The sequence below is a fragment of the Anaerococcus porci genome (assembly GCF_009696575.1).
Lineage (GTDB): Bacteria > Bacillota > Clostridia > Tissierellales > Peptoniphilaceae > Anaerococcus > Anaerococcus porci.
The window spans coordinates 1-24,882 of the sequence record NZ_VULQ01000010.1 but is presented as its reverse complement, the minus strand read 5'-3'; the positions used below and the strand labels follow the sequence as shown (position 1 = coordinate 24,882).

Annotated in this window: 24 protein-coding genes and 2 pseudogenes; 3 read left to right on the top strand and 23 right to left on the bottom strand. The window is 27.7% G+C overall.

Annotated features, from left to right (window positions below):
- Positions 1 to 8 precede the first annotated feature (8 nt).
- The 17 genes from FYJ26_RS08105 to FYJ26_RS08040 form a co-directional block, all read right to left on the bottom strand.
- Positions 9 to 1,190 carry a M20 metallopeptidase family protein gene (locus FYJ26_RS08105; protein ID WP_154541368.1) on the bottom strand — a complete coding sequence of 394 codons (1,182 nt, stop codon included), beginning with the start codon at positions 1,188 to 1,190 and terminating at the stop codon, positions 9 to 11.
- Between the two features lie 13 nt (positions 1,191 to 1,203).
- On the bottom strand, positions 1,204 to 2,415 hold the full coding sequence (locus FYJ26_RS08100; RefSeq protein WP_154541366.1) for a hypothetical protein: 1,212 nt from the start codon (positions 2,413 to 2,415) through the stop codon (positions 1,204 to 1,206).
- A 469-nt stretch (positions 2,416 to 2,884) separates the two neighbouring features.
- Positions 2,885 to 3,364, bottom strand: coding sequence for a hotdog domain-containing protein (locus FYJ26_RS08095; protein ID WP_154541365.1), 480 nt, complete (start codon positions 3,362 to 3,364; stop codon positions 2,885 to 2,887).
- A gap of 61 nt (positions 3,365 to 3,425) precedes the next feature.
- Entirely contained in the window at positions 3,426 to 4,661 is a 1,236-nt protein-coding gene (locus FYJ26_RS08090; protein ID WP_154541363.1) for a carboxylate--amine ligase, read from the bottom strand.
- Between the two features lie 540 nt (positions 4,662 to 5,201).
- Positions 5,202 to 5,330 carry an LDCC motif putative metal-binding protein gene (locus FYJ26_RS11250; protein ID WP_268234523.1) on the bottom strand — a complete coding sequence of 43 codons (129 nt, stop codon included), beginning with the start codon at positions 5,328 to 5,330 and terminating at the stop codon, positions 5,202 to 5,204.
- Positions 5,331 to 5,660: 330 nt separating this feature from the next.
- A complete protein-coding gene (locus FYJ26_RS11350) occupies positions 5,661 to 7,922 on the bottom strand; it encodes an ATP-binding cassette domain-containing protein (protein WP_154541361.1) in 2,262 nt (753 codons plus the stop codon).
- Positions 7,915 to 8,343 (bottom strand): MarR family winged helix-turn-helix transcriptional regulator, encoded by a 429-nt coding sequence (locus FYJ26_RS08080; RefSeq protein WP_154541359.1) that lies wholly within the window; start codon positions 8,341 to 8,343, stop codon positions 7,915 to 7,917. The genes FYJ26_RS11350 and FYJ26_RS08080 overlap by 8 nt, the downstream gene beginning before the upstream one ends.
- A 424-nt stretch (positions 8,344 to 8,767) precedes the next feature.
- Complete coding sequence (locus tag FYJ26_RS08075) at positions 8,768 to 9,220, bottom strand: GNAT family N-acetyltransferase (protein ID WP_154541357.1); 453 nt, start codon at positions 9,218 to 9,220, stop codon at positions 8,768 to 8,770.
- Positions 9,221 to 9,672: 452 nt separating this feature from the next.
- Positions 9,673 to 9,813 carry a DUF4357 domain-containing protein gene (locus tag FYJ26_RS11345; RefSeq protein ID WP_320595157.1) on the bottom strand — a complete coding sequence of 47 codons (141 nt, stop codon included), beginning with the start codon at positions 9,811 to 9,813 and terminating at the stop codon, positions 9,673 to 9,675.
- A gap of 211 nt (positions 9,814 to 10,024) precedes the next feature.
- Complete coding sequence (locus FYJ26_RS11070) at positions 10,025 to 10,273, bottom strand: GIY-YIG nuclease family protein (protein ID WP_229771234.1); 249 nt, start codon at positions 10,271 to 10,273, stop codon at positions 10,025 to 10,027.
- Between the two features lie 36 nt (positions 10,274 to 10,309).
- Positions 10,310 to 10,501 (bottom strand): GIY-YIG nuclease family protein, encoded by a 192-nt coding sequence (locus FYJ26_RS11065; protein WP_229771233.1) that lies wholly within the window; start codon positions 10,499 to 10,501, stop codon positions 10,310 to 10,312.
- Positions 10,502 to 10,973: 472 nt separating this feature from the next.
- A complete protein-coding gene (locus FYJ26_RS08065; protein WP_154541355.1) occupies positions 10,974 to 12,224 on the bottom strand; it encodes a hypothetical protein in 1,251 nt (416 codons plus the stop codon).
- Positions 12,225 to 12,232: 8 nt separating this feature from the next.
- Positions 12,233 to 12,511 (bottom strand): GNAT family N-acetyltransferase, encoded by a 279-nt coding sequence (locus FYJ26_RS08060; RefSeq protein ID WP_154541353.1) that lies wholly within the window; start codon positions 12,509 to 12,511, stop codon positions 12,233 to 12,235.
- Between the two features lie 75 nt (positions 12,512 to 12,586).
- Complete coding sequence (locus FYJ26_RS08055) at positions 12,587 to 13,435, bottom strand: pirin family protein (RefSeq protein WP_154541351.1); 849 nt, start codon at positions 13,433 to 13,435, stop codon at positions 12,587 to 12,589.
- 7 nt (positions 13,436 to 13,442) lie between these two features.
- On the bottom strand, positions 13,443 to 13,847 hold the full coding sequence (locus FYJ26_RS08050; protein ID WP_154541349.1) for a MarR family winged helix-turn-helix transcriptional regulator: 405 nt from the start codon (positions 13,845 to 13,847) through the stop codon (positions 13,443 to 13,445).
- Between the two features lie 96 nt (positions 13,848 to 13,943).
- Positions 13,944 to 14,540, bottom strand: coding sequence for a hydrolase (locus FYJ26_RS08045; protein WP_154541347.1), 597 nt, complete (start codon positions 14,538 to 14,540; stop codon positions 13,944 to 13,946).
- 110 nt (positions 14,541 to 14,650) lie between these two features.
- The gene (locus tag FYJ26_RS08040) at positions 14,651 to 15,277 is read right to left on the bottom strand and encodes a glutathione S-transferase family protein (RefSeq protein ID WP_154541345.1); all 627 of its coding nucleotides are present in this window, start codon (positions 15,275 to 15,277) and stop codon (positions 14,651 to 14,653) included.
- Positions 15,278 to 15,548: 271 nt separating this feature from the next.
- Here FYJ26_RS08040 and FYJ26_RS08035 point away from each other — a divergent pair.
- Positions 15,549 to 16,652 (top strand): annotated as a pseudogene (locus FYJ26_RS08035) (IS256 family transposase).
- A gap of 63 nt (positions 16,653 to 16,715) precedes the next feature.
- Here FYJ26_RS08035 and FYJ26_RS08030 read toward each other — a convergent pair.
- On the bottom strand, positions 16,716 to 17,426 hold the full coding sequence (locus tag FYJ26_RS08030) for a CPBP family intramembrane glutamic endopeptidase (protein WP_154541343.1): 711 nt from the start codon (positions 17,424 to 17,426) through the stop codon (positions 16,716 to 16,718).
- Between the two features lie 433 nt (positions 17,427 to 17,859).
- The gene (locus FYJ26_RS08025) at positions 17,860 to 18,288 is read right to left on the bottom strand and encodes an HIT family protein (protein ID WP_154541341.1); all 429 of its coding nucleotides are present in this window, start codon (positions 18,286 to 18,288) and stop codon (positions 17,860 to 17,862) included.
- A 307-nt stretch (positions 18,289 to 18,595) separates the two neighbouring features.
- Between FYJ26_RS08025 and FYJ26_RS08020 the strand changes: the two genes are divergently transcribed.
- Both FYJ26_RS08020 and FYJ26_RS08015 read left to right on the top strand, forming a co-directional pair.
- On the top strand, positions 18,596 to 19,810 hold the full coding sequence (locus tag FYJ26_RS08020; protein ID WP_154541339.1) for an ArgE/DapE family deacylase: 1,215 nt from the start codon (positions 18,596 to 18,598) through the stop codon (positions 19,808 to 19,810).
- 192 nt (positions 19,811 to 20,002) lie between these two features.
- Positions 20,003 to 20,515, top strand: coding sequence for a DUF308 domain-containing protein (locus FYJ26_RS08015; protein WP_154541337.1), 513 nt, complete (start codon positions 20,003 to 20,005; stop codon positions 20,513 to 20,515).
- A 227-nt stretch (positions 20,516 to 20,742) separates the two neighbouring features.
- On the opposite strand, the pseudogene FYJ26_RS08010 reads toward FYJ26_RS08015, so the two are convergent.
- The 4 genes and pseudogenes from FYJ26_RS08010 to FYJ26_RS07995 all read right to left on the bottom strand — a co-directional run bounded on the left by FYJ26_RS08010 (position 20,743) and on the right by FYJ26_RS07995 (position 24,669).
- Positions 20,743 to 21,298 (bottom strand): annotated as a pseudogene (locus FYJ26_RS08010) (class I SAM-dependent methyltransferase).
- 1,177 nt (positions 21,299 to 22,475) lie between these two features.
- On the bottom strand, positions 22,476 to 23,120 hold the full coding sequence (locus FYJ26_RS08005) for a DUF2812 domain-containing protein (protein ID WP_154541335.1): 645 nt from the start codon (positions 23,118 to 23,120) through the stop codon (positions 22,476 to 22,478).
- A 60-nt stretch (positions 23,121 to 23,180) separates the two neighbouring features.
- Positions 23,181 to 23,453 (bottom strand): PadR family transcriptional regulator, encoded by a 273-nt coding sequence (locus FYJ26_RS08000; RefSeq protein ID WP_229771232.1) that lies wholly within the window; start codon positions 23,451 to 23,453, stop codon positions 23,181 to 23,183.
- A 778-nt stretch (positions 23,454 to 24,231) separates the two neighbouring features.
- A complete protein-coding gene (locus tag FYJ26_RS07995; protein WP_229771231.1) occupies positions 24,232 to 24,669 on the bottom strand; it encodes a GNAT family N-acetyltransferase in 438 nt (145 codons plus the stop codon).
- Between the last annotated feature and the right edge of the window lie 213 nt (positions 24,670 to 24,882).

The following is a 24,882-nucleotide window of genomic DNA, read 5'->3' as shown; positions in this document are numbered from 1 at the left end:
TTTATAAATTAATTATTCTCATTTAAAAATTCGATAGCATATTGAGCATACATTCCTGCTCCATTAGCTAGAACATTTTCATCTACATTAAATCTCTCATTATGGTGTGGATAATCTGCTCCTATTTCAGGATTTCTACATCCTATAAATCCAAAACAACCTGGTTTATCTTGGAGGTAAAAACAAAAATCTTCTCCACCTGTTGTCTTTTGCATTTTTTGATTTGCCTCTTCTCCTACCACTTTCTTTAACGCTCTTTCAGCAATCCTTGAAGATATTTCATCATTTATTGTAGGACCTAGGATATAATCATATTTAAGCTCATAATCTGCACCATAAGCATCACAAATTCCTTTTATTACCCTGTTCATATCATTTTCAATATTTTTCCCAATTTCTTTAGAAAAATACCTATTTGTCCCTTCCATTTCTGCTTCGCCTGCAATAATATTGAATCTATTACCGCTATGAAATGAGCCTATTGTTACCGTTACAGAATCCAGAGGTGAATAATTCCTTGATACAAGTTGTTGAAGGTTTTGTACTACAGCTGAACCAACTAATACAGCATCTACTGTTTCATTAGGTAATGAGCCATGACCTGACTTACCTTTGATTTTGATTTTGAATTTATCAGCAGCTGCCATCCTATCTCCAGCTTCTACTGAAATCTTCCCAGCATCAAGTCCAACCCATATATGTGATCCATAAATAGAATCAATTTCGTCAAACCATGTTCCTTGCCTTATCATGTATTTTGCACCAAGTCCAAGTTCTTCTGCTGGTTGAAATATTAAATATACTCTACCACAAATTTCATCTTTTATTTCACTTAATATTTTTGCAGCACCTAAAAGCATAGAAATATGTGTATCATGACCACAAGCATGCATTTTACCTTCATTTTGAGACTTATAATCTATTTCATTTTTTTCACAAACATTTAATGCGTCTATATCTGCCCTTAAAGCTACTGTCTTACCAGGTTTACCACCTTCTATTAATCCAATAACCCCAGTTTTCGGTTCTTCATTAGGTATTTCATAAGAAATCCCCATTTTTTCAAGTTCATTAGCTATTTTTTTTGTAGTCTCATGCTCTTCAAATGACAACTCTGGATTTTTATGAAAATACCTTCTCATCTCTACTATATAATCTTTGTTTTTATTTATTAATTTTCTTATATCCATTTTATTCTCCTTATTATGCTGATGTAAGCATTGGTCCTAATATGCCTGCAAGTATTACTGAACCTATAGATACAGTTATAAAACCAGCTACTAACATCTTTGGTAACACTTGATTAAGTATAAACTCTTTTTCTTCTTTTGTATTTGACATAGCTTCCGCAACTTCGTTTGAAACAATAAACGTTCCAGGAAAGCCAAATAAAGCTGTAGAACCTATAGCAAATGCCATCCAAGGTCCAACTTTTAAAACTTTTGCTATAACTACTGACATTATACCTATTCCTATTGTTCCTATAAATAAACATATTGCTATAGGTATAAGTATATTTATAATATCTTGAGGTTTTGCTCCAGCAAGACCTCCGTAAATTACAGCCATAAGAGCTGCCATAACAAGCCCAGATGCATTAGCTTTATCTAAAGGTTCTCTTTCTAAGAATCCAGTCTCCGCTGTTATAATTCCAAATAGAAGTGCCATAACATTCTTATCTATTCTTAAAAGAGCATCTAATGTAAAAATACCTGTATTTATATTTTTTAATAAATTTGAGAGAAGTGTTGCTATAAAAGCTACAAATACTGTTTTTGCTAAGTAGTAATTAGCAGATCTATACTTATCATCTAATTTAAATATAGAAGGTTTTTCTGATATTTCTTTTTCCTTTTCTTCTTCTACAAAAACTACACCCTCTGATTTTTTCTTTAAAATTGACTTTGCTTCTTTTCTTAAACAAAATGATGCTAAAGGATATCCAATGAAACCTTGCAATACTACTAGTAAGGTAGCCATTAACTTAAGGTCCATCCTTCCTATTGCTTCAGCTTTTTCGCCCATTTGTAAACCTGCAATTAAACCTCCAGAAATTGGTGGTGCTGCTACAATAGCTGTTTCTTTTCCAACAATCGGTGAAGCTATTATAAGCAAAAGAACAACTATACCTATTATTGCTCCAACTGATATTAGAACAGTCTTCCACTGTGCCTTTAGCTGATTTATATTTAACATTGAGCCCATATGTACAAGAAGTGATGTAATTAAAAATGAACCTAATGAATATAGTAAGGAATCTTGAAATAACGTTTCAGGGACTCCTATCCAAAATCCTACCAAAAATATAACCGAACATACAAATAGCGACGGAACTATACTGATAGTTTTAACAGCCACTATATCTCCTATTGTATATACTATAAGTATAAACAATAATGCATATAAAGCATCCATAACTTATCCTCCAATATGTAAAATTAAATATTATAAAATATTTATTCAAAATTATATCACTCCAAAATTCGCTTGTCAATTATTTTTCTTTATTTATTTATTTTTATGTAATAATATAAATTAGATACTTATTGTATAGGTATATTAAGGTTTAGAATTAATATTAATTAATATAAAGTCATAAATCAAATTCATATTGATAAATGTATAATTATTTGTAAGTGCATAAATATGTTATAAAATAATCAAAATTTTTAATATAAATAATTAATTTAAAAATGGGATGTTGCAGAATGAATTATCGTTCCAAACTCATTACAAGCTCCTTCACGACAATTTGAACTCCTTAATTGGAAGCTTATTCAACTTGTCTATGAAGAACTTATAATAATACAACGTTAGAAATTCATAATTTTTCAACACCCCATAAAAATATAGTCCCAATATTGATTGTTTTAAGTTGAAAATTTTACATATTATCCTTAACTTTTACAGCAATAATCTTAGCTTTTGCTCTTATCTCATCCTTTGCTTTAAGTTCCATACTTACTATTGCCTTTCTATCGCCTAATTCTTCAAGCCTTGATATAACTTCTATTTCTTCATTCATTGGTGTTGGTTTTTTATAATCTATTTCAAGTCTTGCAGTAATGTATCTTTCTATTACTGTATCTTTAGTTAAGCTTAATCCCTTGTTCTTATGGTTAAAAAAAGCTGCTGAGGCAGTTCCATGACAGTCAAAAATCATAGCAATCATTCCACCAAATAAATTTTGTGGAACTCCTCCTGTATATTTTTCATCAGGTTTTATCCTAGTATAGCAAATATTTCCCTCATCTTTAGGATAAGATTTTATATGCAATCCTTTTTCATTTTTACTACCACATCCCCAACAATATTGAAATCGTTCCCCATAAGTATCTTGTATAGCAACTAATTCACCACTCATAATATTTCTCCTTTTGATTTCTATTTTTTATATTATTACCCAAAAAATTAGGGATGACAAACTACTTATCAACCCTAAAATATTCTTTATAATGTTTTATGCTAGCATATTTTTTTCTCAGATAAATAAGCTTTCTTTTAATTGAAAAATCATATTTATTATCTAAAGTAAATTCATAACCATTTTTTAGTAGCTTATTTATTGTTTTTCTATATTTCTTGTCAGTATATTTCTTAAGTAAACTAGGATGAGCATTTAACCAAATTTTATTTGTATCTTTGTGATAGTAAACATCTTCCTCAAATCCTAAATCAAGTAAATCTCTTATGTAGAAATCAAGAACATTTACACCACCTGCTTCCATAAAGTAATGACTTTGTGGTAATCTTAAATTCATTTCGAAAGCTTTATATAAATTATCCCTACTATCATACTTAAGATCAATATTTACAAATCCAGTATAAGAAAGTTCTTCTAATATTTTCTTATAAAATTTATATAATTCATTAGATTCTTTAGTATATATAGCATCATTATTACCAATTCTTAATGGCAAAGGATCTGATATTAAAATTTGACCATAAACCATCACTCTGACCTTTCCATTTTTGTCGCAATACGCATTTAAGGATGCCTGTTGTGAATTATCTCCTGGAATATACTCTTGAACTATCATGTCGTTGTCATAACCATTATCATAGATTATCTTTACTGTCTCTTTTAAATCACTTAAATTATTTATAGTATATACCTTATATTTGTTTGGAAAAGATAATTTGACATAAGATATGGAATTATTAGGCTTTAAAATAAGTGGAAACTTCATATCAAGCTTATCTAAATTATTACTAGCATTGATTATCTTATAATTTGGATATGGTATTCCCATTTTTTCACAAGTTTTATAAAAATCCAACTTATTTTCAAGTTTTTCATTTAAATATGTTGATGGGGTATTAAATTTATAATATTTAATTAGGACATTTTTATTATTTGATAATAACTTAGAATACTCATCTCCACATGCTATAAGAAAAAGACTCTTATCTTTATTCTTTTTTGCATATTCTATTAAAGATTTGACAAATATATCTTCATTAGAAAAATCATTAATTATCTTTCTATCTAAAATCTTAGAATTATTCGTCGCTTCTAAAGGCTCTTGACAAAATAAAGTTGATATCAACCCATAATTATCATTGAGAATACGAGCAATACCATAGGCATTTTCATCTGAACCTAGTATCACAAAACTAACTTTAAACTTTTGTATTATTTCTCTACTTATATTTTTCAAAAATCCTCCCTTTATATTATTTATTTATAAATTTCTTAATCTTATTTAAAGCTTTTTCAAGTATTTTCTTATTAAATTTATATTGTTTTATCCATATTAGATGAGAATAATAGCAAATATTGGTAGCTAATTCTAACTTAATACTTCATATATTTATCATAATATACTTTTATTATATTGATTTTTTATAGCTCTATATTTTTGGTATTAATTAAACACTATCCTGATAATATATATTTGCCTAATCTTTATAAATATCAATGATTTTTCATTACATAAAGTTATCCAAAAACTAAGATAAAAATTTTAATTTTATAAAATTTTCAATAATCAAACAAAACTTATTATATACTATTAAAATTAATATATATAAATAAAAGGAGCTGTTACAAAATTATGAATTTCAATCGTTTCATCATTACAAGTTACTCATAGACATTTGAGAATAGCCTACCACTTGAGGAGGCCAACTTGTCATGAAAGATCTTGTAATGATTTTGAACGATTAATTCATTATGCGACAGTCCCCTTATAATAATACTATTTATTATCTTTTTTATTCATAGAACAACAATCTAGCCTTTCATTTCCAAAAGACTTTTTGTTCTCCTTTGCTAATTTTTTTAAATAATTTTCCCATTTCTTCCTTAAGTTATTAAATAATTTCATTATTCATTACCTCCTTAGTAAAGATAAATAATTACCTTATATTATAATATATACTTGAAGTTTCAATTAATTCAATTAGAAGAAGATATTTATGAAAATACTTAAAATTTACCTGATATATTGTCTCAATTCTTTATAATGCTTAATTAACTTTAAAAGGTATAAATAATTTTTTATTAAAGTGAAATCATGTCTTATCAAATTTCATCTTCTTACCTATACATGCAAAGATTTCAATAATATACTCTCACATCTTTGTTTGATTTTAATAAATTTTATTTACTAATATTATCCAACCTTTATTAAGGTAATTTCGATATTACTGGAATATTAACTACAATCAATATTAACAAATCTCCTTAAATGCTTTGCTGTATAAGACTTATTACAATTTATAAAATCAAGAGGATATCCTTGAAATATTAGCTTTCCTCCTAGTTTTCCACCCTTAGGTCCAAGATCAATAATCCAATCAGCGAGATTTATTACAGATAAGTTATGTTCTATGATTATTAATGTATTTCCTTCTTTTACCAATTCATGGATAAGTTTCATTAAATTATTTATGTCTGATTCATGAAGTCCTGTGGTAGGTTCGTCCAAGATTATAATTTCCGATGTCTTATTTAGCAACATTTGAGCTATTTTCAATCGTTGAAGTTCTCCTCCCGAGTAGGTATCTAATGTCTGACCGAGTTTAATATATGATAAGTTTGCTTTTATTAATGATTCTATGGTTCGGTTTATCTTAGGGTTGTCATAAAAAATTTTCCCTGCCTCTATAACAGTTAAATTAAAAATTTCACTAATATTTTTGTTTCTATACAAATATGAGAGAGCCTTATCATTAAATCTTTTGCCCTGACATTTTTCACAAGTGTATTCCGTATCTCCTAAATATGCTAAGTCAAGTTTTATAGTTCCTTTCCCCTTGCATTCAGGGCAAGCTCCTTTTCCTGTGACGGAAAAGAAAGTTTTATCTACACCGTTTTCTTTACTGAAGATTTTTCTGATCTCATCATATATTCCCAAGTAGGTTACAATACTCGAACGACAGCTTGCTTGCGGTAACCTTTGATCCAATATTGTAGATTCCGGATATTTGCTTTTAAAAATTCCTCTTACTAATGTGCTTTTGCCCGATCCTGCTACTCCTGTTATGAGAGTGATGGCATTCTTAGGAATTTTTATCGACAGATTTTTTATATTATGCTTTGAAACATTATTTAATTCGTAATAACTTGAAAATTCTTTTTTATTTTCATTTATATAATGTTCTTTTAATAAAGCCTTGGCTGTTATAGTATTTGATTTTAATAACTCCGGGTAGCTTCCTTGGAAAGTTATATTGCCACCACAAGTACCTGCACCTTCTCCAAAATTTATAATCTGATCGCATTCTTTCATCATGTCCGGATCATGATCTACAAATAGTACAGAGTTCCCCTTATTTTTAAGTCCTTTAAAAATATTTGTTATTCCTCTAATATCCTGTGGGTGTAATCCTACACTAGGCTCATCAAAGATATAAAGAATGTCTGACAAAGAGCTGTTTAAATATTTAACCATCTTAATTCTTTGGGATTCTCCCCCTGACAAAGTGTTGGTTCCTTGATTCAGTTTCAAATAGTCCAATCCGACAAGAAAAAGACTTTTTAATTTCATTTTTATTTCATGAGTAATGGCTTGAACAGACTCATCTTTAATCGCATCTATAAAATCATATAAATCATTTACCTCCATATCTGTCAAATCTGCTATCGACTTGTTTTTTATTTTTGCACTTAAAACTTCTTCATTAAGCCTTGTTCCATGACAAGACGGGCAAGTTTCTGTTATTAAGATTTTATCTAAGTCCTTTTTGTATTGAGGGTTCTCTACATTAACAAAACTTTCCATAATTCGTGGAATTACGCCAAAATATTTGGCCGTCTTATGCCACTTTGAGCTTGGATTGGTTGGTTTGATTTTAGGTGAGTACAAGAGTAAATCGAACTCATCCTTACTATAACCAGATATTTTTTTGTCATTATTAAAATATCCGGATTCCGTGTATCGGCTAAGTCTCCATCCTCCGTTTTGAAATGTTGGAAAATTGATTGCATTATCATTTAAAGATTTATCAAAATCAATTAATTTATCAATATCAATTAATTTAATTTCTCCTAACCCTTGACACCTTTTACACATTCCTTCCGGATTATTAAAAGAATATTTCATAGAATAACCAATAAATGGTTTAGCTATTCTTGAATATAATAGTCTTAGATCCGAATATATATCTGTAATTGTACTAACCGTTGATCTGGAATTTCCATGAATTCTTTTTTGATTTATCACCAAAGAAACCAAGAGATTTGAAATAGAATCTACTAATGATTTCTTATATTTAGGAAGCAGGTTTTGGATGTATGAAGAGTAAGTTTCCTTTAATAGCCTTTGAGATTCACTTGCAATCGTATCAAAGACAAAGGATGATTTCCCGGAGCCAGAAACTCCTGTCACCGCAATAATCTTATGTTTTGGAATTTTTACTGATATATTTTTTAAATTATTCGTTCTAGCATTTTTTACAACTATATCATCATTCATCCTTATCTATCCTTTCCTTTCTCAAGTTATTTGATAATATTTCGGATAAACGAACAAACTCTTTCTGCTCTTCTTCTGTAAAAAATTCTAAAGCTATTTTATAAAGTGAATGATGCTTTTCTGATATACTCTCTAAAAGAGACTTGCCTTCATCAGTTAAACTTGTGTATAACTCTCTTCCATCGGATTTGTTGGGAAACTGCTCTATATACCCCATAGATTTTAGACCTTTAAGAGCCTTTGACAACTTAGTACGTGAAACACCAAGAATAATACTTAAATCTGAAGGCAGAGATTCTCCTTCTTTATTCACTTGATACAAGATATCATATTGTAACCATGTAATATCTTTTGGGTTTACAAGGTTTCTCTCAGCAACCATCTCACATTGTAAATCTATAAGCGCTTTCTTTAAATCCATAACTTAACTCCCCCGAATATAATTTCTTTATAGAAATTATATCATAATTGAAATTATTTTTAAAATTTATTTTCAAACTTATGACTATATCTTAAAAAATACCATCCTTATTGCTTGTCCAGAAAAGAGGGTACATATCAGATTAGAACAAGATTAATTATATATTTCAATGAAAATTACATTTAATCTTACCTAAGCATATGATAACTCATCAATAACTTAACTTATATTCCCTAATTTATACTTTATTATCTTAATCTCCTAGTATAACTTATTTGTTAATCTATATTTTTTATTATGATAATTTATATAAAATACTTTATATGAAAAATATTAACATTTATTTACATTATCATAATGATTCATTCTCTAATATAGAAATAAATCTTAATTTCATATCAAAATACACCAATTATTAATAATCTTATTTTAGAGATTTCTTATAAAAGTAATCTTTACCATGCTTATCTCCATAGATTACTTCTTGAAGTTTATAGCCATATTTTTCATAAAGGTCCTTATGTTGTGTCATGATATAAGCCTTATCATATCCTAACTCTTTAGCCTTATCCTCCAAAAATAAAGTCATTTTTTCTGATAATCTTTTTCCTCGAGCTTTAGGATCAATATAAATCATGGCAATCCAAGGTTTAAGTCCTGGTTTTCTTATATAATCTTCTTTTACTAGAGAACCAAAAGCTAGAGGCTTGTCATTTTCTAAATAAAAGAAAAGACCACCATCTTTGCCAAATTTTTCTTCATTCTTTCCATCTTTAATCTTCTTAGCAGTTAAAGGACCTGGTTTCCACTCTGCGTTTTCTAAAAATTGTAATAATTTTTCTTTATCTTTGCTATCTTTGTATTCTATAAATTCCATAATATCTTCCCTTCTTAAATTTCAGATAATTTATCCTTCTGAATATAATTCACTATTATAAATATCAATCATTCCCATAATATAAAATCAATTTATTATAAAATAAAATATTTTGTTGTATATAAATTAGCATGATATAATAACATCTATCTTTACTAGACAATACAAAGTTTGAAACTATAGAATAATACTATTTCTTTATATTACCTATCCTAATTTTTATAAAAATTTTCATCTATTATTTTTAATTAAAAAATATTCAATTATTAAAATATTAAGTACCTAGTTAAAATAACACCTCTTAGAGTTTAATTTTTATCTCAATAATTTATTTCTAATATCTATATACGAGATTTTTTAATCAAATTTTACCATTTATGATTTTTTATTTTATATTTATAAAAACATTAGCTTTAAATAAGTTATGCTTAAAGAAACTTATCTAAGATTACCTATTCTTGTATTTCACTTTCTTCCAACTCTTTCAAAGTTATGCCTTCTTTAATTTTCCAGTCCGTTTTTCCATTAGTATTCATCCCAAGTAAGAAAGCTGATGCATATGAAGGACTATTAAATAGATAATCTTTAGATATTGTCCCATTTATTATTCTTCATTTAATTTATATTTTCTTCTTAAGTCTGCTATTGATTTTGGTATTGCTTTAGAGTCTTTTTCTTCAATTTAACTTCCTGATAAAACTACAAATCCCTCACTAGTTCTCTTGCACTTTGCTTCTATAATCTTATTAGATTTTCTGCTAGTCCTTGATAAATATAAAACTTCATCTTCTTTAAAGCTTTCTACTATACTAGGCTTATCCTTTTATCTAATATAGGAACAAAAAGTTTATACCCTAATACACCAAGAACTATCTTAGAATATTCTAAAAAATCAAAAAATTCAGATTCCTTTTCTTCAGTCACATTTCCTGGATTAGAATCATTTCCATTTCTTACTTTGTACCTATCTATTTCCATAGCCATATTAGTGAAATTATTTTCTAAATGTGAAATCTCTGTTTGTCCAAAAGAATTATTCTGAGTTGTGAGCATGAAAACCTCAGAAAAATAGAATTTGTCCTTTAAATGTTAACCTATTCTATATAAAACTCCTTCTCCATTTTTCCTTATTCCTGCTTGACCAATGTAAACCTCATCTTCATCATTTTCTTTTTTTCCATAGAGAAAATATATACCACTCTGCTTTAAATCTGACCTGTCTTTACACTTATCTAAATAAGATCTTGGAATTTTATAAGCTAAACCAGTCCAATTGCCCATAGTACATTTTATTCTTCCAGTAACTTCTCCATCAATTAAGAAAAGATTAAAATTTTTACTATTTTTATATCTAAAACTTCACTTAATATTATTATATTATACAAAATTTGATTCACATATATAGAAAGAAAAATCCAATCCCATTAATGTTATACAATATAATTTAAAGTATTTCATAAAATATGATTATTTTAGTAATTTAAAAATGATAAATTACCTTGGGATTCTAAAGCTAAAACTATAAAGAGATAATAAATGAAATAAACTGACATATTAAATAGTTTGATTAAGACAAAATTAAACGGAACATATTCTATAATATATATGATACATTCCGATTAAAATATTATAAAGTCATTCCATATCTAAATACATATGCGACTTTTAAAATTTTATGCATAAACCCAAATCATAATAAAGAATAATGATTGACACAAAATTATTTATGGACTCTCATAGACCAATTATTGACTTACACATTTCTTTCTTTTGAACCTCTCCCCTTTGCAATAATTTCTCCCTTTATTTCAAATTCTTTAACTTCGCCGCCATCAATATTAAAACTTATAACCCCATCGCCATTTGTTTCAATGTTTTCTCCAACAACTAAATTTTCTATTACTGCGCCTTCAAGCACACTTATGCCGTCTGCTTTTAAAGTTTTTATAACACCTTTTACAAGTGTTTCCCCTTCTCCACCAAAGGTTTCAACTGATTTAGTGATAGTGATCTTCCCTACTGGTTTTGAAAATTGCATACCAATAGATCCATCACCAAGAGTTTTTATTGAATAAAATGTGGCATCATTTATAGTACCGTCGTATTGGTTGAATCCTCTGGCACCTTTACCATAAGTTTCAATTGAACTGTTTGCAAGGAATTTTTTAACTGTTCCAAAATTTACAAATCCGATACCACTTGAGCCATAGCTAATTACTTTTTCATTTGTTGTCCAATCATCGACAACTCCCCAAACATCAAGAACCATATCGTTGTTTCCATATGTTTTAACAACTCCATTTGAAACAATTTTCTTTGCATGAGCACCATATACAATAAATATAGCACCTGTAATTAAATTAGGTTGACCTGTTGGAATCATTCCGTTAGAGTAGATGTCTTTTGTTTCAAGTTCATTTACTGTAACTTTTCCTCCTTCGTCATTAAATCCTGATACAAATACTCCACTTCCAAGGACAGGCGCAAGTTCTCTTCCTATTTTTAATCCCTTAATATTTGCTATTATTTCGCTATCCTTAGATGGATTAAAGTTATAAATTGTAAACGCTCCTTGATATACAATTACGCCGTATTTCATAGGCCTTTCCGTAAATCCCCTTGCATCTGCAGAAACAATATCAAGATTTTCAATGTCTAAATTTAAAAATTTATTATTTCCTCTTGTAAGAATTTGAACTACACCTGTAACTGTAAGATCTTTTAGGTATATATCTTTTAAATCTTCTAGTTCTGAATTTATAAAGATAGCCCTTTCTTTATGTGATGTTTGAATTGCAAGATTCTTAATCTCATTATCGCCTTCAAGTCCAATTCCTCCACCATTCATAAAACTTATAAGCACATTTTTATTTTTACCAATAAGTTTCTTTCCTTTTTTCAATGTGATTGAATTTGGAATTGTAAATGAATTATAAATTTCAATTAAATCGTCATTTGAATTTAAAGCCTTTTGTAATTCTATATAGTTTTTTACCTTCATCATCCAACCTCCTATTTAAAAAGCACATCATCATATTCAGAATGTTTTTCAAACTCTCTTTTTGCATATGGGCATAAGGGAATAATCTTTATATTTTTTTCTCTCGCTCTTTCAATTATCTTTTCCACAAGTTTTGAAGCATATCCCTTACCTCTTAAACTTTCATCCACATATGTGTGATCTATAATCCATTTCATATCGGAAAGTGAAAACGTAGACTCTCCAACAAGTTTATTTTTCTCATCGTAAAGTACCACTCTATTTCTGTCTTTTTTAAATTCTACTCTCATTATTTCTCCTTTTTTCTAACAAAATAAAATCATCTTTAATTTTTAAAAGTGATTTTAAAAATTCGCTTTTCTAATTTAATCAGCATTAAATTCAATTTTTTCCTTTATAAATGTTCCATTTCTAAGATCTTCATAAGCTTGTCGGATTTCTTTCGAAGTATTCATTACAATAGGTCCTGCCCATGCAACATCTTCATTAAGCTTGTTGGAACTGATAAATAATACTTGTGCATTATTGTCTCCATTTTTAATTGTTAGTTTATCACCTTCTGATAGCTTTGCAGCTGTTTTTTCTTCAATATGCTCATCTCCAACATAAACATCTCCTACTAGTGTAAAAATCATGACGGATTTATCGTTATCTGTTTCAATTGTAAATTCTCTATTTGGCTCCAAATGAATATCATAATAATCAAGTGGCAAGTGTTCTCCTTTAAAACCATTATGATCCTTGTAGCTTCCAGAAATCAAACGAATCTTACCGCCCTCAATATCAATTTCTTCTATCTCATCCTTATGAATTTTAGTGTAAGTTGGTTTACTCATCTTTTCCTTTTGTGGAAGATTTAACCAAAGTTGAACACCAAGAAGTCTATCAGCTGCTGGAACCATTTCCTCATGTTCAATTCCAGATCCAGAGTTCATCCATTGAACCTCTCCATCGCTAATTCCATCTTCATTTCCAAGAGTATCTTTATGAACCATCTTTCCCTTAGAAAGATAGCTAACTGTTTCAATTCCTCTATGTGGATGCATTGGAAAACCTGCAGTATATTCATCTGGATTTATACTATCAAATGAGTCAAGCATCAAAATCGGATCGAAATCCTCCACAGTTTGATTACCTAAAACTCTTACCAAGCTTACTCCAGCACCATCTTTCGTTCTAAAACCTTGTACTTTTTTAATTACTTCTCTATCCATAAATACCTCAAATTTTCTTTAAAATTATTAACAAATTTTCTTTTTCTTCTTCTGTTAACATCGAGAAAGATTCTTCTAGCATTTCTGTATTTTTAACAATAACCCTTTCAATAATATCTCTTCCCTTATCCTTTAGGTGTAAAATACAAACTCTTTTATCATTTTTGCAAGAAAGTTTTTCGATATAACCAAGTTTTACCAAGTTGTTTACAATAACAGAAATAGTTCCTACGCTACTCAAAATCTTCTTCATTACATTCCCGATACTCATATCTCCCTTGCTATAAAGAACTTCTAAAACTTCAAACTGACCAAAGGTTAAACCTTCTTCTTGAGCAAGTTTCATTGTTCTTTTATCGATTTTATCGATGCTCCTATGAAGTGCTATTATTAATTTTAATGAAATATTCATATATTCCCTCAACGATCTAACTCTTATATTGAAAAACGAAATAATTTAAAATAAATACCCATTCTTACAAGGTAATCCTTATTAAATTAGCCTCTATTAACTAAACAAAATTTTTGCAAATTCTTCTTTTGTTTCTTCCCTGTTCCAATCTCTTTGAAGTTCACAAGCAAGTTGTGTAAAACTAATAAGTTTTGCTCCAGCTTGTTCCATACGTCTAAGAGCAACTTTGTGTGCTAATTTACTTGTACCTCCAACAGCATCTACTACAACATAAACCTCATATCCTTCCTTTAGAGCATCAAGTGCTGGAAAACTAAGACATGCCTCAGTCCAAAGTGCTGTTATAATAAGCTTCTTTCTTCCAATTTTCTTTACAGCCTCATAAAATTCCTCATCTTCCCAAGAATTTATTGTAGTTCTATCAACTGGTTCAATATTTGGAAAAATTTCTTCGATTTCTTTTATTTGTGGTTCATTTTCACCACTTTTTACATTAACTGTGCTTAAAACTGTTGGAAGCTTAAAAATTTTTGCAAGTTTTGCTGTCTTTGTTATATTATTTACAAGTTCTTTTTGATCCATACTTTTTATGGAGCTAACTTGAATAGGTTGATAATCAATTGCTATAAATGCTGCGTTTTCTGGTGTTAATAAATGATCGAATTTTTGATCTCTAATCTTTTTTGAATTCATAATATTCTCCTTAAATTATATCTAATTAGATATAATTTCTTTTTAAAAAAATAGCATAAATTTAAGTTTAATTTTTACAAAAATCATGCTAAATCTACTCTAAAGGTCTCTTAAAATCTATTGAATTTTTTTGTAGAAAGCTCTATAATCTTTTGAACTTCCTCATCATTTTCCATAGTTTCCATAAACTTCTTTAAATTTGGATATTCTGTCCAAGACTTTGGAGTCTTTGAAAGCCAACGACTTAAAATATAAGCATATGCATCAAGAACTGTCTTTTTATTCTTATAGATATGAGTCTTTCCTTCAAGCATGTTATCCAAAATCATCGCAACACTATTAATCTTTTTATATGCAGCTTCAATAACCTTCTCTAAATCTTTCTCATCTCTGCTTGATGTATAATCTTCTGGACCAAACATTGGCCAAAAAGCTGGATGATAATCTGCAGATAAAAATGCTGAAATCTGATTGAACAAAAATTCATTTTCAAGTCCTTCATCTGGCCCTAAATCTTTTTCTTTATACTTACTTGCAATATATGATAATATTGCACCTGCTTGAGTTTTTATGTTTCCATCTTTTGTATCAAGAGCTGGAACTGCTCCTGATGGATTGATCTTCTTATATTCATCAGAACCTAACTCAACTCTTTCTACCTCAAAATCTGCTCCCGCCCATTGAAGAGAAATCCAAACGGATACAGCACATGTACCCGGTGCGTAGTAAAGTTTCATAAAATCCTCCTTTTATAATTTATAAATAACTTATAAGAATTCGTTCTAAATTCTTATATTTATTTTATACCCATTATTTAGACAAATATTCGTCTATTAATTTTTTCAATTCAATAATAAAATATTTTCACAATTTACTATTAAAAAATAACAAATGAAACAATCAAATTAAAAGATAGAGTCCGTATAATTGTGTAAAAAGAAAAAGGTCATTTAAAACCCAAACTAGTACAATGTTTTTAACAAACCAAAACTAAACTAGGAGGAACAAATGACCCAATTACATTTTACATTAAACATAGAAGATATTCAAAACTTAATTAACTAAGAAGTTAAAAATGATATGGCAAGAACTATTCTAAGTAAAATATTTAACGAGCTTATGGAAAAAGAAATAGATGAATATTTAGAAAATACAGCCTATCAAAGAGATCCTAACAGAATCACCTACCGTAATGGATACTATGAACGTGACTATACAACCAAAATAGGAATATTAACTTTAAGAGTACCTATTGCAACCATGCTAGAAATGTATGTTCAAGGAGTATCAACAAGAAAAGTATCCAAGGTGATAGAAAATATATGTGGCAAAACATATTCTAAATCCTTTGTATCATCTTTAACTAAAGAGCTTGACGAAGAAGTAAAGCTATGGAGAAATAGTGACTTAAGTTCAGTGAAATACCCTTATTTAATCGTAGATGTGGTCTACATAAAAGTAAGGGAAAACAATCGTGTAGTATCAAAAGCTTGTCATATTGCAATAGGAATAACTGAAAAAGGAAATAGAGAAATCATAGGCTTAGACCTAAGTTCTAGTGAAAGTGAATATTCATGGTCAAACTTCTTTGAATATTTAAAAGCTAGAGGACTATCTGGACTTAAAATGGTAATATCAGATGCTCACAAAGCTCTAGTAAAAGCAATAAAAGAAACATTCTTAAATGTAATATGGCAAAGATGTCAGGTACATTTCTTAAGAAATATCCTATCAAAAGCACCAAAGAAAAACACTGAAGACTTTAGAACAGACATCAAAGCCCTATTTAAAATCCAAGATATAAACTTAGCAAGAAAAATGAAAGAAGAAATCTTCTCAAAATATGAAACAGAAAAGAAATATCAAACCTCTTTAAACACCTTAGATGAAGGCTTTGAAGATGCTTTTTCCTATTTATCTAATGGAGTAATTCATAGTAGACTTAAATCAACCAATTGCTTAGAAAGACTAAACGAAGAAGTTAGAAGGAGAGAGAAAGTCGTTAGAATATTTCCAAATGAAGACTCAGCTATTAGACTAATAGGCGCAATCCTCATTGATATCAATGAGGATTGGATAACATCTTCTAAATTGTATATTAAAATGAAATAGTAAATATTGGACTAGGATAATTTACACAATATTATGGACTTGACTATTTTAAAACTTATAGTCTCATATTTTTCTTCTTAATTGCTTTAATAAAAAATATATGATAGCAAAAATCTCTCCTCCAATTACTAATAATAGTACTATTGGCATAAAATCTATTGTAGATAGACCATTAGACAATATAATAAAATTCCACATCCAATGAAATAATATTGGTAGAAAAATATTTTTACTTTCTAAATATAGGGCCCCTAAAAACATTCCCATTATAAAAGTTGAACCCATCTGGTTTATAACCTCATTAATTGACAAACCAGCTAAAAGATTTAATAAATGCAAGAGGGAAAATAAAACTGCACTGCATAACAAGGCTGAAATTGTTGATATTTTTTTTACTAATCCGCCCAATACAATACCCCTATAAATCGTCTCCTCTGCAATAGCTGTCAAGGCTGTATCAACTAACAGAATAAAAAAAGCTATATTCAAAGCAAAATTATTTATCAGAAAAAAAATTCCAAAAGCTACAATTGTAATAAAAGCAATAGCAAATGGTAGATAATTCTTTTTTCCTTCATTGTCTAAAGCAAGCTCTTTTCTATGCTTTAGTCCATAGGATAGTGCAAACAAGGCTAATAAAAATGTAAATGGTAAAAATGTCTTACTGAAATTTGATGAATTATAATCAACTCCTAAAACTTTATAACTAATATAAAGTCCCATTGCCATAAAAAGCATATAAATAACTAATACAATACTATTTTTTTTGAGCATAATACTTTCTCCTAATTATTCTTTATTTTTATAGCAAATCTACCTCTTTTAAAAAAGTTCTATATATGGTTAAACTTGCTTAATTATAGTATAAATATATAAATACTCCTTTTTATATGTTATTTCAAGACTACATTTCTTTTTAGCTAATTCCATACCTTTGTAGACATTAGAATAAAACACCTAATATACAAAGGATTTGTAAAAATTCTTATCATCGACTAATATTATATTGTATTAAAAAAAGAACTGTCACAAATCTATGAATTTTTATGAATTTTATTCTTCTATCATCCTTCACTCTCTTAGGAATTCTTTTCATAGAATACTTGTCAAGATAAAATTTTAATAGAGAAATGTGGATACTTAAAACGATAAATTCATTTTGCAACAGCTTCTTTATTCTAGCTTTTAGAATTTACTATACTATAGATTACAAATCCAATTCCTTTTTTATTGAGTCAATAATCTTTTTATACTCATCTTCATCAAGATATATCCTTTCTGGATTCATGGCAAAGACTCCTCCCCATTCAAATTCATCATCCTCATATTTTGGAACTAAATGGAAATGAAGATGACAACCTGTATCGCCATAAGCACCATAGTTAATTTTCTTTGGCTTAAAAATTTTGTGGATTGCCTTAGCAACTTTTGCTATATCAGAAAAGTAAGCATCTCTTTCATCATCGCTAATATCTACTATTTCACTTACGTGTTTCTTATAAGCTACAATAACTCTTCCTAGATGACTTTGTTCTTTAAAAAGATATAGCTGACTATTTTCTAAATCACCAATCTTAATTCCAAATGCATCTACTAATTCATTATTCATACAATAAGCACAATTTTTATCTTTCATGATTTTCTCCTTTAATGATATCATTAGATTTATACCCTATTAAAATTAATAATATTTATTTTCTTTAGTTTTTGTCTTTAAAAATATTGTTCTAGTTAAGCTTCAAATAATTACTTATTTTCATAATTATACGGATATTTTTATTGTAGCTACAAAAATATACTAAAAACCTCTTAACAACCATTAAATTTGGGTATAAATAATTAGAATAAAATTTCATCTGTTAATAATTCTAACTAAGCTTATAGATAATTATTATCTTATTTAAGCTGTGAAATTTATATTATATTATTTAAGGAGTGATTATATGAATAGAGAAGAAAAAATTGAAGCCCTCAAGGATATTATAAAAATCAAATCAGTAAATGGTGATGAACTTTTAGTTGCACAATATTTGATGAATATGCTTAAGGGTGAAAATATAAAAACCGAGCTTATTCAATATGATAAGAATCGTGCGTCTCTTGTAGTAGAATTTTCCAATGGAGGTAAAAAAATTGGACTTACAGGTCACATGGATGTGGTAAGTGAGGGCAAGAGTTCTGATTGGCAACACGATCCATATGGTGCAGAAATAGTTGGCAACAAACTATATGGACGTGGCACATCTGATATGAAGGCGGGTCTTATGGCGATGACTATCGCTTTTATGGAACTAGCAGAGGAGAATTTTGAGGGTACGATTAGGCTTTTATTTACTGTAGGTGAAGAAATTGGTCAATATGGTTCTGAAGATTTAAGTAATAGAGGATATGCAGATGATTTAGATGCTCTTATAGTAGGAGAGCCTGCTTATCTAGGAAATATTTCACAAATAACTTATGCACATATGGGTTCATTCAACTATAAAATTTCTTCAAAAGGCCTTGCTTCACACTCTTCAATGCCAGAAATGGGAGTAAACGCCATAGACAATTTACTTGATTTTAGAAATATTCTAAAAAATAAGATGGAAGAAATCTGCAAAAATTATGAAAATGAAATTTTCGGACATACTATATTTAACATCACTCAAATAGAAGGTGGCACTCAAATCAATTCTATACCTGACAGTGCAAGCTTTAGCGGCAATATAAGGACTATACCAGAATTTGATAACAACAAGATGAAAGACTTTATAGAAAAATTAGTAAATGAATTTAATGGAGATAATAGAAATTTAAAATTCGAAGTTACTCAATCTTCAATGCCAGTACAATCAAATCCTAATTCAAAATTAATAAAGATAATTAGAGAGTGTGCTGATCCTAATAAAGCAGAAAATCTTTGCAACACAAGTACCTTAAATGAAGATTTCGTAAATGAGCTCAAAGAAAAAAAAGAAATGCCAATTTCTGCAACATTTTCAAGAGGTACAACAGATGGTGCAAATTTCTTTAACAGAAATAAAAAAATGGACTTTGCAATTTATGGACCTGGTGGTATAGAGGTAAGTCACAAAGTAGATGAATTTGTTTATATAGATAGATATTTGAAATTTATAGATCTATATAAAGAAGTTTTGAAAAAATACATCAAGTAATGAAGAAACTAAAATATCTATTGGGACTAAAATCTCAATAGATATTTTTATAAATTACAAAATAAAATCTAAAAACATTAAAATATTTTAAAGTGTAAGATATATCCTGGTATTTAAGGTAATCTTACTTTAATATTGTTGAATATATTATTATATGCTATAATCTAGCCGTAAGAATTAGGAGGAACTTTTATGAAAAAAGAAAATAAAATCCTATCAATATTGATAGGTATGGGTATCACTCTATTTGGTATGTTTATTTTAAGCAAGCCCATATCAACACTTTTAGCTATTATTTCACTTATGGCATGGGCTGTTTTGCTAAGAGGCTGCTTCTTTCTATATGATTCATATGCAAATTATAAAAGAGAGAATGACATTAATAAAGTAGAATTATTATATGGAATAATTTTATTGCTTCTTGGTATTATATTCTTAACTAATCCTTCATTTACAAGTTCACTTGTCTTCTATATGGTTGCACTTTGGTTCATAATTGATGGAGTTGCAGGAATATATTCCGCCTTAAATCAAAGCAATATAATGAAGTATTTTAATCTAGTATTAGGAATATTGTTGGTGTTTTTCGGATTTTCTATAGCAATAGAACCAATAAGAGCACTGTTTACACTTAATATACTTATAGGTATATCAATTATGACAAATGGAATTCAAATGATATCATCACAATTTCTTAAAAAATAGACCACTAGCTAATATTAGCTTTAACCTCTTTACTATATAAAACAGTAAGGAGGTATTTTTGTGAAATATAGTCAAACACTTTAATCAATTAAACCTTTCTAGTTTTAATTTAAAATATTTATATTATCACCTATTAAAGCTAACAAAATAAAACACCTTCTCTTAATAAATTCTAATATTCATTTTTTGGATATAAAAGCCAATTGATTTTTCTTATCCAAATGATATTAACAAATAAAGCCAAGATTAAACAACATTTTTGTTAAATCTGTTGGAGAATACACTTTAAAATTTAACATATCTGCCCATTTTTTGATATTTTTTTGTTCTCTAAATGCACCTTCGTTGCAAATTAAAATTGTCCATTATTTTTTTATACACGATAAACTTCTTTAAAGCAATCCTCTATATTATTCCAAAAGTATATGGTTTCAAAAGCAGTAACAATATCTATAGATTTTTCTTTAAAAGGAATTCTTTGTGCATTTCCTTCTATAATTTGACATCTTCCATTTTTTATTTGCATCTTTATTTAATAAGCTTGCTATCTCTACACTTGTTTTTGAATAATCTATTCCATATACTTTACGAACTTTTGTCAAAAAATACTCTATATTGCACCACCACATCCTAGATCTAAGATGATATCTTCTTTATCAATTTTCAAAAAATTTCTTCCTCAAATTGCTAATTTCTCATGACCTTATTCATACTTTTTAACATTAATCTTCCGCCAAAAATATCTTTTGGTTTTATAACATTTTCAAAGAAAATTTTAAACATAGCCCCCTCCAATTGATATTCTTTATCATTTTATTATATCGTGTTTTGATCTTTACAATTTAAATTTTTATTTAATAATTAACATCTTCTCTTTCTTGCCAGTATACTTTATTATCTATTTGTTTACCTTGATTTTTTATCCACCTACATAGAGCTAATATTCTTTTGACATTTAAGTTTCATCCATTTTTTTATCTTTGTTTTTAGACAAAAAAGAAGGACTCCTGAACTTAGGCATGAGAAGCCCTCTAAAATGAAAGAAAACTGTTTTTTCTTTACTTATGTTATTTGTTTAAATGAATATATAGAAAAACAAACACTTATATGGATTTTTAAAAAAGCTATTTCTACTATGATTTACAATCTAAATTCAATACATAGATTTTTTTAGTTTTTGTTCTTTTGCTTTATAGCTAAATATTTAACATAAATTAAGGCATTCTAATTTTTCAACCTCCGATTAGATTAAATAATAAAAAATTTTACGCTTATGCTTTTTATTTGCTTACCTTATTTAATTTTCCAAGCATCATGAAGATACCTACAACAATAATAATTGATTCTACAAAGGTTTATATAAATCAGACTACTTCTCCTTAAAATATTCCATCGAGCAGTGGATATAAATTAATAACTATCCTTCAAACAATCGCTTGAATAGATAATTGAAATTCAATAATATTATTTTTATGTTAGCATTTTTATACCTTTTCTAATCTAAGATATTCCTACATAATTAATATATATATATTAATTTCTTGTTTTAAAATTTAGTTATGTTTTATTATTAGTATACTCACAATTATACGGACTCTATCTATTTTATGGCAATCAAGCTTTAAATTATATTTGTTTGTCAATTAATAATTCTATTGATCAAATATAAATATTCATTCTATAGTGTAATGATTAGCATATTAACAAATGATAATTTATCAATAAAAAATAGGCTGTTGCAAATTATAAATTTGTATCGTTCCATCATTACAAGTTACTCATAGACAATTTGAGAATGGACTGACAGCTCATGGAGGCAAAATTGTCATATAAGAGATTTAATGATTTTGAAACGATTAATTCATTTTGCAATAGCCCTTAGAATTTATCAATTATTTTAATTCTTAATCATATTTAAATAATATTTGAATATCTAAAATCAAGTTATATTTTAGATTTTTTAAGAATCAATTTTCTTAATTAAGTTGTTTATTATAGATAAATTAATTATAGAGTATATCATCACAGCTATACCTAATATAATCCATATAGCAATAACATTGTTTAAAGTTCTAAAACTTAAAAGTGTTTTATTAAATAAATAAGTACTAATTCCAAATGTTTTCATTAGTCCTATGGAAATAAGTATCATTAATAGAACTAATAGACAAATATATGGATTCTTTCTTTTCGATAGGTCTTCTATTTTACTATTCTTATCAGAGTATACTTCTATTTTTTTATCAGTATCATTTTCTAAAATCATAATTTCTCTATTTATCATACCATGACTTGTAGCTATACTACTTTTAATTGGATTAAAAAGTCTAAATTTAATATTTCCAAAAGATCTTTTACCTAAATTTAAAGGTGAATATAGTACTTTCATATCCATATTTTCAACAAATTTCATATATTCTCTTCGCTCTCTATTACTCATATATCCAATATATTGCACAATGTAGCTTTTGTTTTTGTCAGTCTTTTTAAATTTATGAATAAGTCCTCCACTTGAAACCAATTCATATCCTTGTTTTGCCATTTTATTTAAATAATTTTCCCTATCTTCAATAGGATTTAGAAAAATTTTGAAAACAGTATACATTTTACTCTCCTTCCAATAAACAATTACTCTCTTTCACTAATCTATCCATTCTTTCTATTTCTAAGTACAAAATCTCTTTACCAAGCTTTGTTGTCTTATAAATTTTTTTCTATTCTTTTTATCATTAAAATCAAGTTCAATCCATCCTTTTCTTTCTAAATTATTTATTGCTCCATATAAGGTTCCTGGACCAAATATTACTCTTCCACCAGTAATTTTTTCTACATCTTGCATAACCCCATATCCGTGATTTGGTTCTACCATTGCTAGTAATATTAAAAATGCCGTTTCTGTAAGTGGAATTTCACCAATTATATTTTTATCATTTTTCAACTTTCCACCTCTGCTATCTAGTATATTATATGTATATCGTGTTACGTAGTATAAGTCAATTTTTTTATTTCTTATTCTTTATTATTTAGGAAAATAGAATTTTTTGAGCAATCTTACCTTAATATAGACTAAAAAAATGAGATTAAGATAAAGTAAGTAAAATTCAAAATAGCTTTTAAGATTTCATTAAAAATCCTAAAAGCTATTAGTTTCAATATTTTTAAAAACTATTATTCTATTTTCTTTACATTAATTTTATATACTCTCATAGCTTTTATCAGCATGGATAAGATTTTAATTTTTCGAAAGACTCATATGCATAAAAAATCTATTCATTATTTTAACAATTATAGATTTTTGCTTAAATAAATTTGTTTTAAATAAAATTATATTATGGTTTAATTAAAGAGCAAACCCTCGCCATACTTGATATGGTATTTTGTGAAATTGTTATATAAATTAACCATTTAAAAATTATGACAAGAAATTTGATACTATTGTCTAGAGCTTTGACAACTAATAATTTAAGAAATACTAAAACTATTCTCTCACAAGTTAATTATTATAATTTAGTCAACTCTATAAAACTTTATTTTATAGTTAGTATATCTATCAATACATAAAAATACCTCTTTAATGGTTTGTCCAATAAAGAGGTACATATCATTTCAGAATTTAGGTTGATACACAAATTAATTACTAACCTAAGGAAGTATTATACTCATTCTAGTGTTAATGTTTAGTCACCTTATTTATAGATTTACTTAATAATATTCTTTTAAAATTTATGGTAAAAACACGCTGAATCTATCAAATCCAAAGCGCCTTGTTTTACATAAAAATTATAAGCTGAGCTATTCCTCAAAGTCGTAAAGAAAGCACCACTAATCCCAAGTTCATTTAATTCATCGATAGTATTCTTATATAAATTTGTTGCTACGCCTTTTCTCCTATATTTATCAGAAACAAAAAACTCATAGATATAATATGTGGTTTCAGTAGCGTATCTTCTATTATGACCCATTATCGCTCCAATTATTTTATCTCCATCAACTATTACATTTCCATAAAACTTAGGAAATTCTAATATAGTATATAATGATTCTAAAGCTGTTTCTTCAGTCCATTTATCATTCCATGGTGGAGCATTGTATATAGATACCATTAACTTTGCTAAATCTTTAAGGTCTGATTTTAAAATTTTTCTAATTTTCAAATTATGTAATCTCCTTCTTATACATTTTCTTTTCAACCATACCAAGTATTATAATAATTTTAAATTTATTATAATTATTTTGTGCGGATAGAGTCCGTATAATTGTGTAAAAAGAAAAAGGTCATTTGAAACCCAAACTAGTACAATGTTTTTAACAAGCCAAAACTAAACTAGGAGGTATCAAATGACCCAATTACATTTTACAATTAATCA

Coding starts and splice junctions, on each gene's coding strand:
- FYJ26_RS08050 (WP_154541349.1), bottom strand. CDS start 13,847: ATGAATATTTCATTAAAATTAATAATAGCACTTCATAGGAGCATCGAT.
- FYJ26_RS11350 (WP_154541361.1), bottom strand. CDS start 7,922: ATGAATGATGATATAGTTGTAAAAAATGCTAGAACGAATAATTTAAAA.
- FYJ26_RS08015 (WP_154541337.1), top strand. CDS start 20,003: ATGAAAAAAGAAAATAAAATCCTATCAATATTGATAGGTATGGGTATC.
- FYJ26_RS08075 (WP_154541357.1), bottom strand. CDS start 9,220: ATGGAATTTATAGAATACAAAGATAGCAAAGATAAAGAAAAATTATTA.
- FYJ26_RS08040 (WP_154541345.1), bottom strand. CDS start 15,277: ATGAAACTTTACTACGCACCGGGTACATGTGCTGTATCCGTTTGGATT.
- FYJ26_RS08020 (WP_154541339.1), top strand. CDS start 18,596: ATGAATAGAGAAGAAAAAATTGAAGCCCTCAAGGATATTATAAAAATC.
- FYJ26_RS08105 (WP_154541368.1), bottom strand. CDS start 1,190: ATGGATATAAGAAAATTAATAAATAAAAACAAAGATTATATAGTAGAG.
- FYJ26_RS08080 (WP_154541359.1), bottom strand. CDS start 8,343: ATGGATTTAAAGAAAGCGCTTATAGATTTACAATGTGAGATGGTTGCT.
- FYJ26_RS08065 (WP_154541355.1), bottom strand. CDS start 12,224: ATGATGAAGGTAAAAAACTATATAGAATTACAAAAGGCTTTAAATTCA.
- FYJ26_RS08055 (WP_154541351.1), bottom strand. CDS start 13,435: ATGGATAGAGAAGTAATTAAAAAAGTACAAGGTTTTAGAACGAAAGAT.
- FYJ26_RS08045 (WP_154541347.1), bottom strand. CDS start 14,540: ATGAATTCAAAAAAGATTAGAGATCAAAAATTCGATCATTTATTAACA.
- FYJ26_RS08095 (WP_154541365.1), bottom strand. CDS start 3,364: ATGAGTGGTGAATTAGTTGCTATACAAGATACTTATGGGGAACGATTT.
- FYJ26_RS08060 (WP_154541353.1), bottom strand. CDS start 12,511: ATGAGAGTAGAATTTAAAAAAGACAGAAATAGAGTGGTACTTTACGAT.
- FYJ26_RS08100 (WP_154541366.1), bottom strand. CDS start 2,415: ATGGATGCTTTATATGCATTATTGTTTATACTTATAGTATATACAATA.
- FYJ26_RS08005 (WP_154541335.1), bottom strand. CDS start 23,120: ATGTATACTGTTTTCAAAATTTTTCTAAATCCTATTGAAGATAGGGAA.
- FYJ26_RS11065 (WP_229771233.1), bottom strand. CDS start 10,501: ATGGGCAATTGGACTGGTTTAGCTTATAAAATTCCAAGATCTTATTTA.
- FYJ26_RS08030 (WP_154541343.1), bottom strand. CDS start 17,426: ATGCTCAAAAAAAATAGTATTGTATTAGTTATTTATATGCTTTTTATG.
- FYJ26_RS08025 (WP_154541341.1), bottom strand. CDS start 18,288: ATGAAAGATAAAAATTGTGCTTATTGTATGAATAATGAATTAGTAGAT.
- FYJ26_RS11070 (WP_229771234.1), bottom strand. CDS start 10,273: ATGCTCACAACTCAGAATAATTCTTTTGGACAAACAGAGATTTCACAT.
- FYJ26_RS11250 (WP_268234523.1), bottom strand. CDS start 5,330: ATGAAATTATTTAATAACTTAAGGAAGAAATGGGAAAATTATTTAAAA.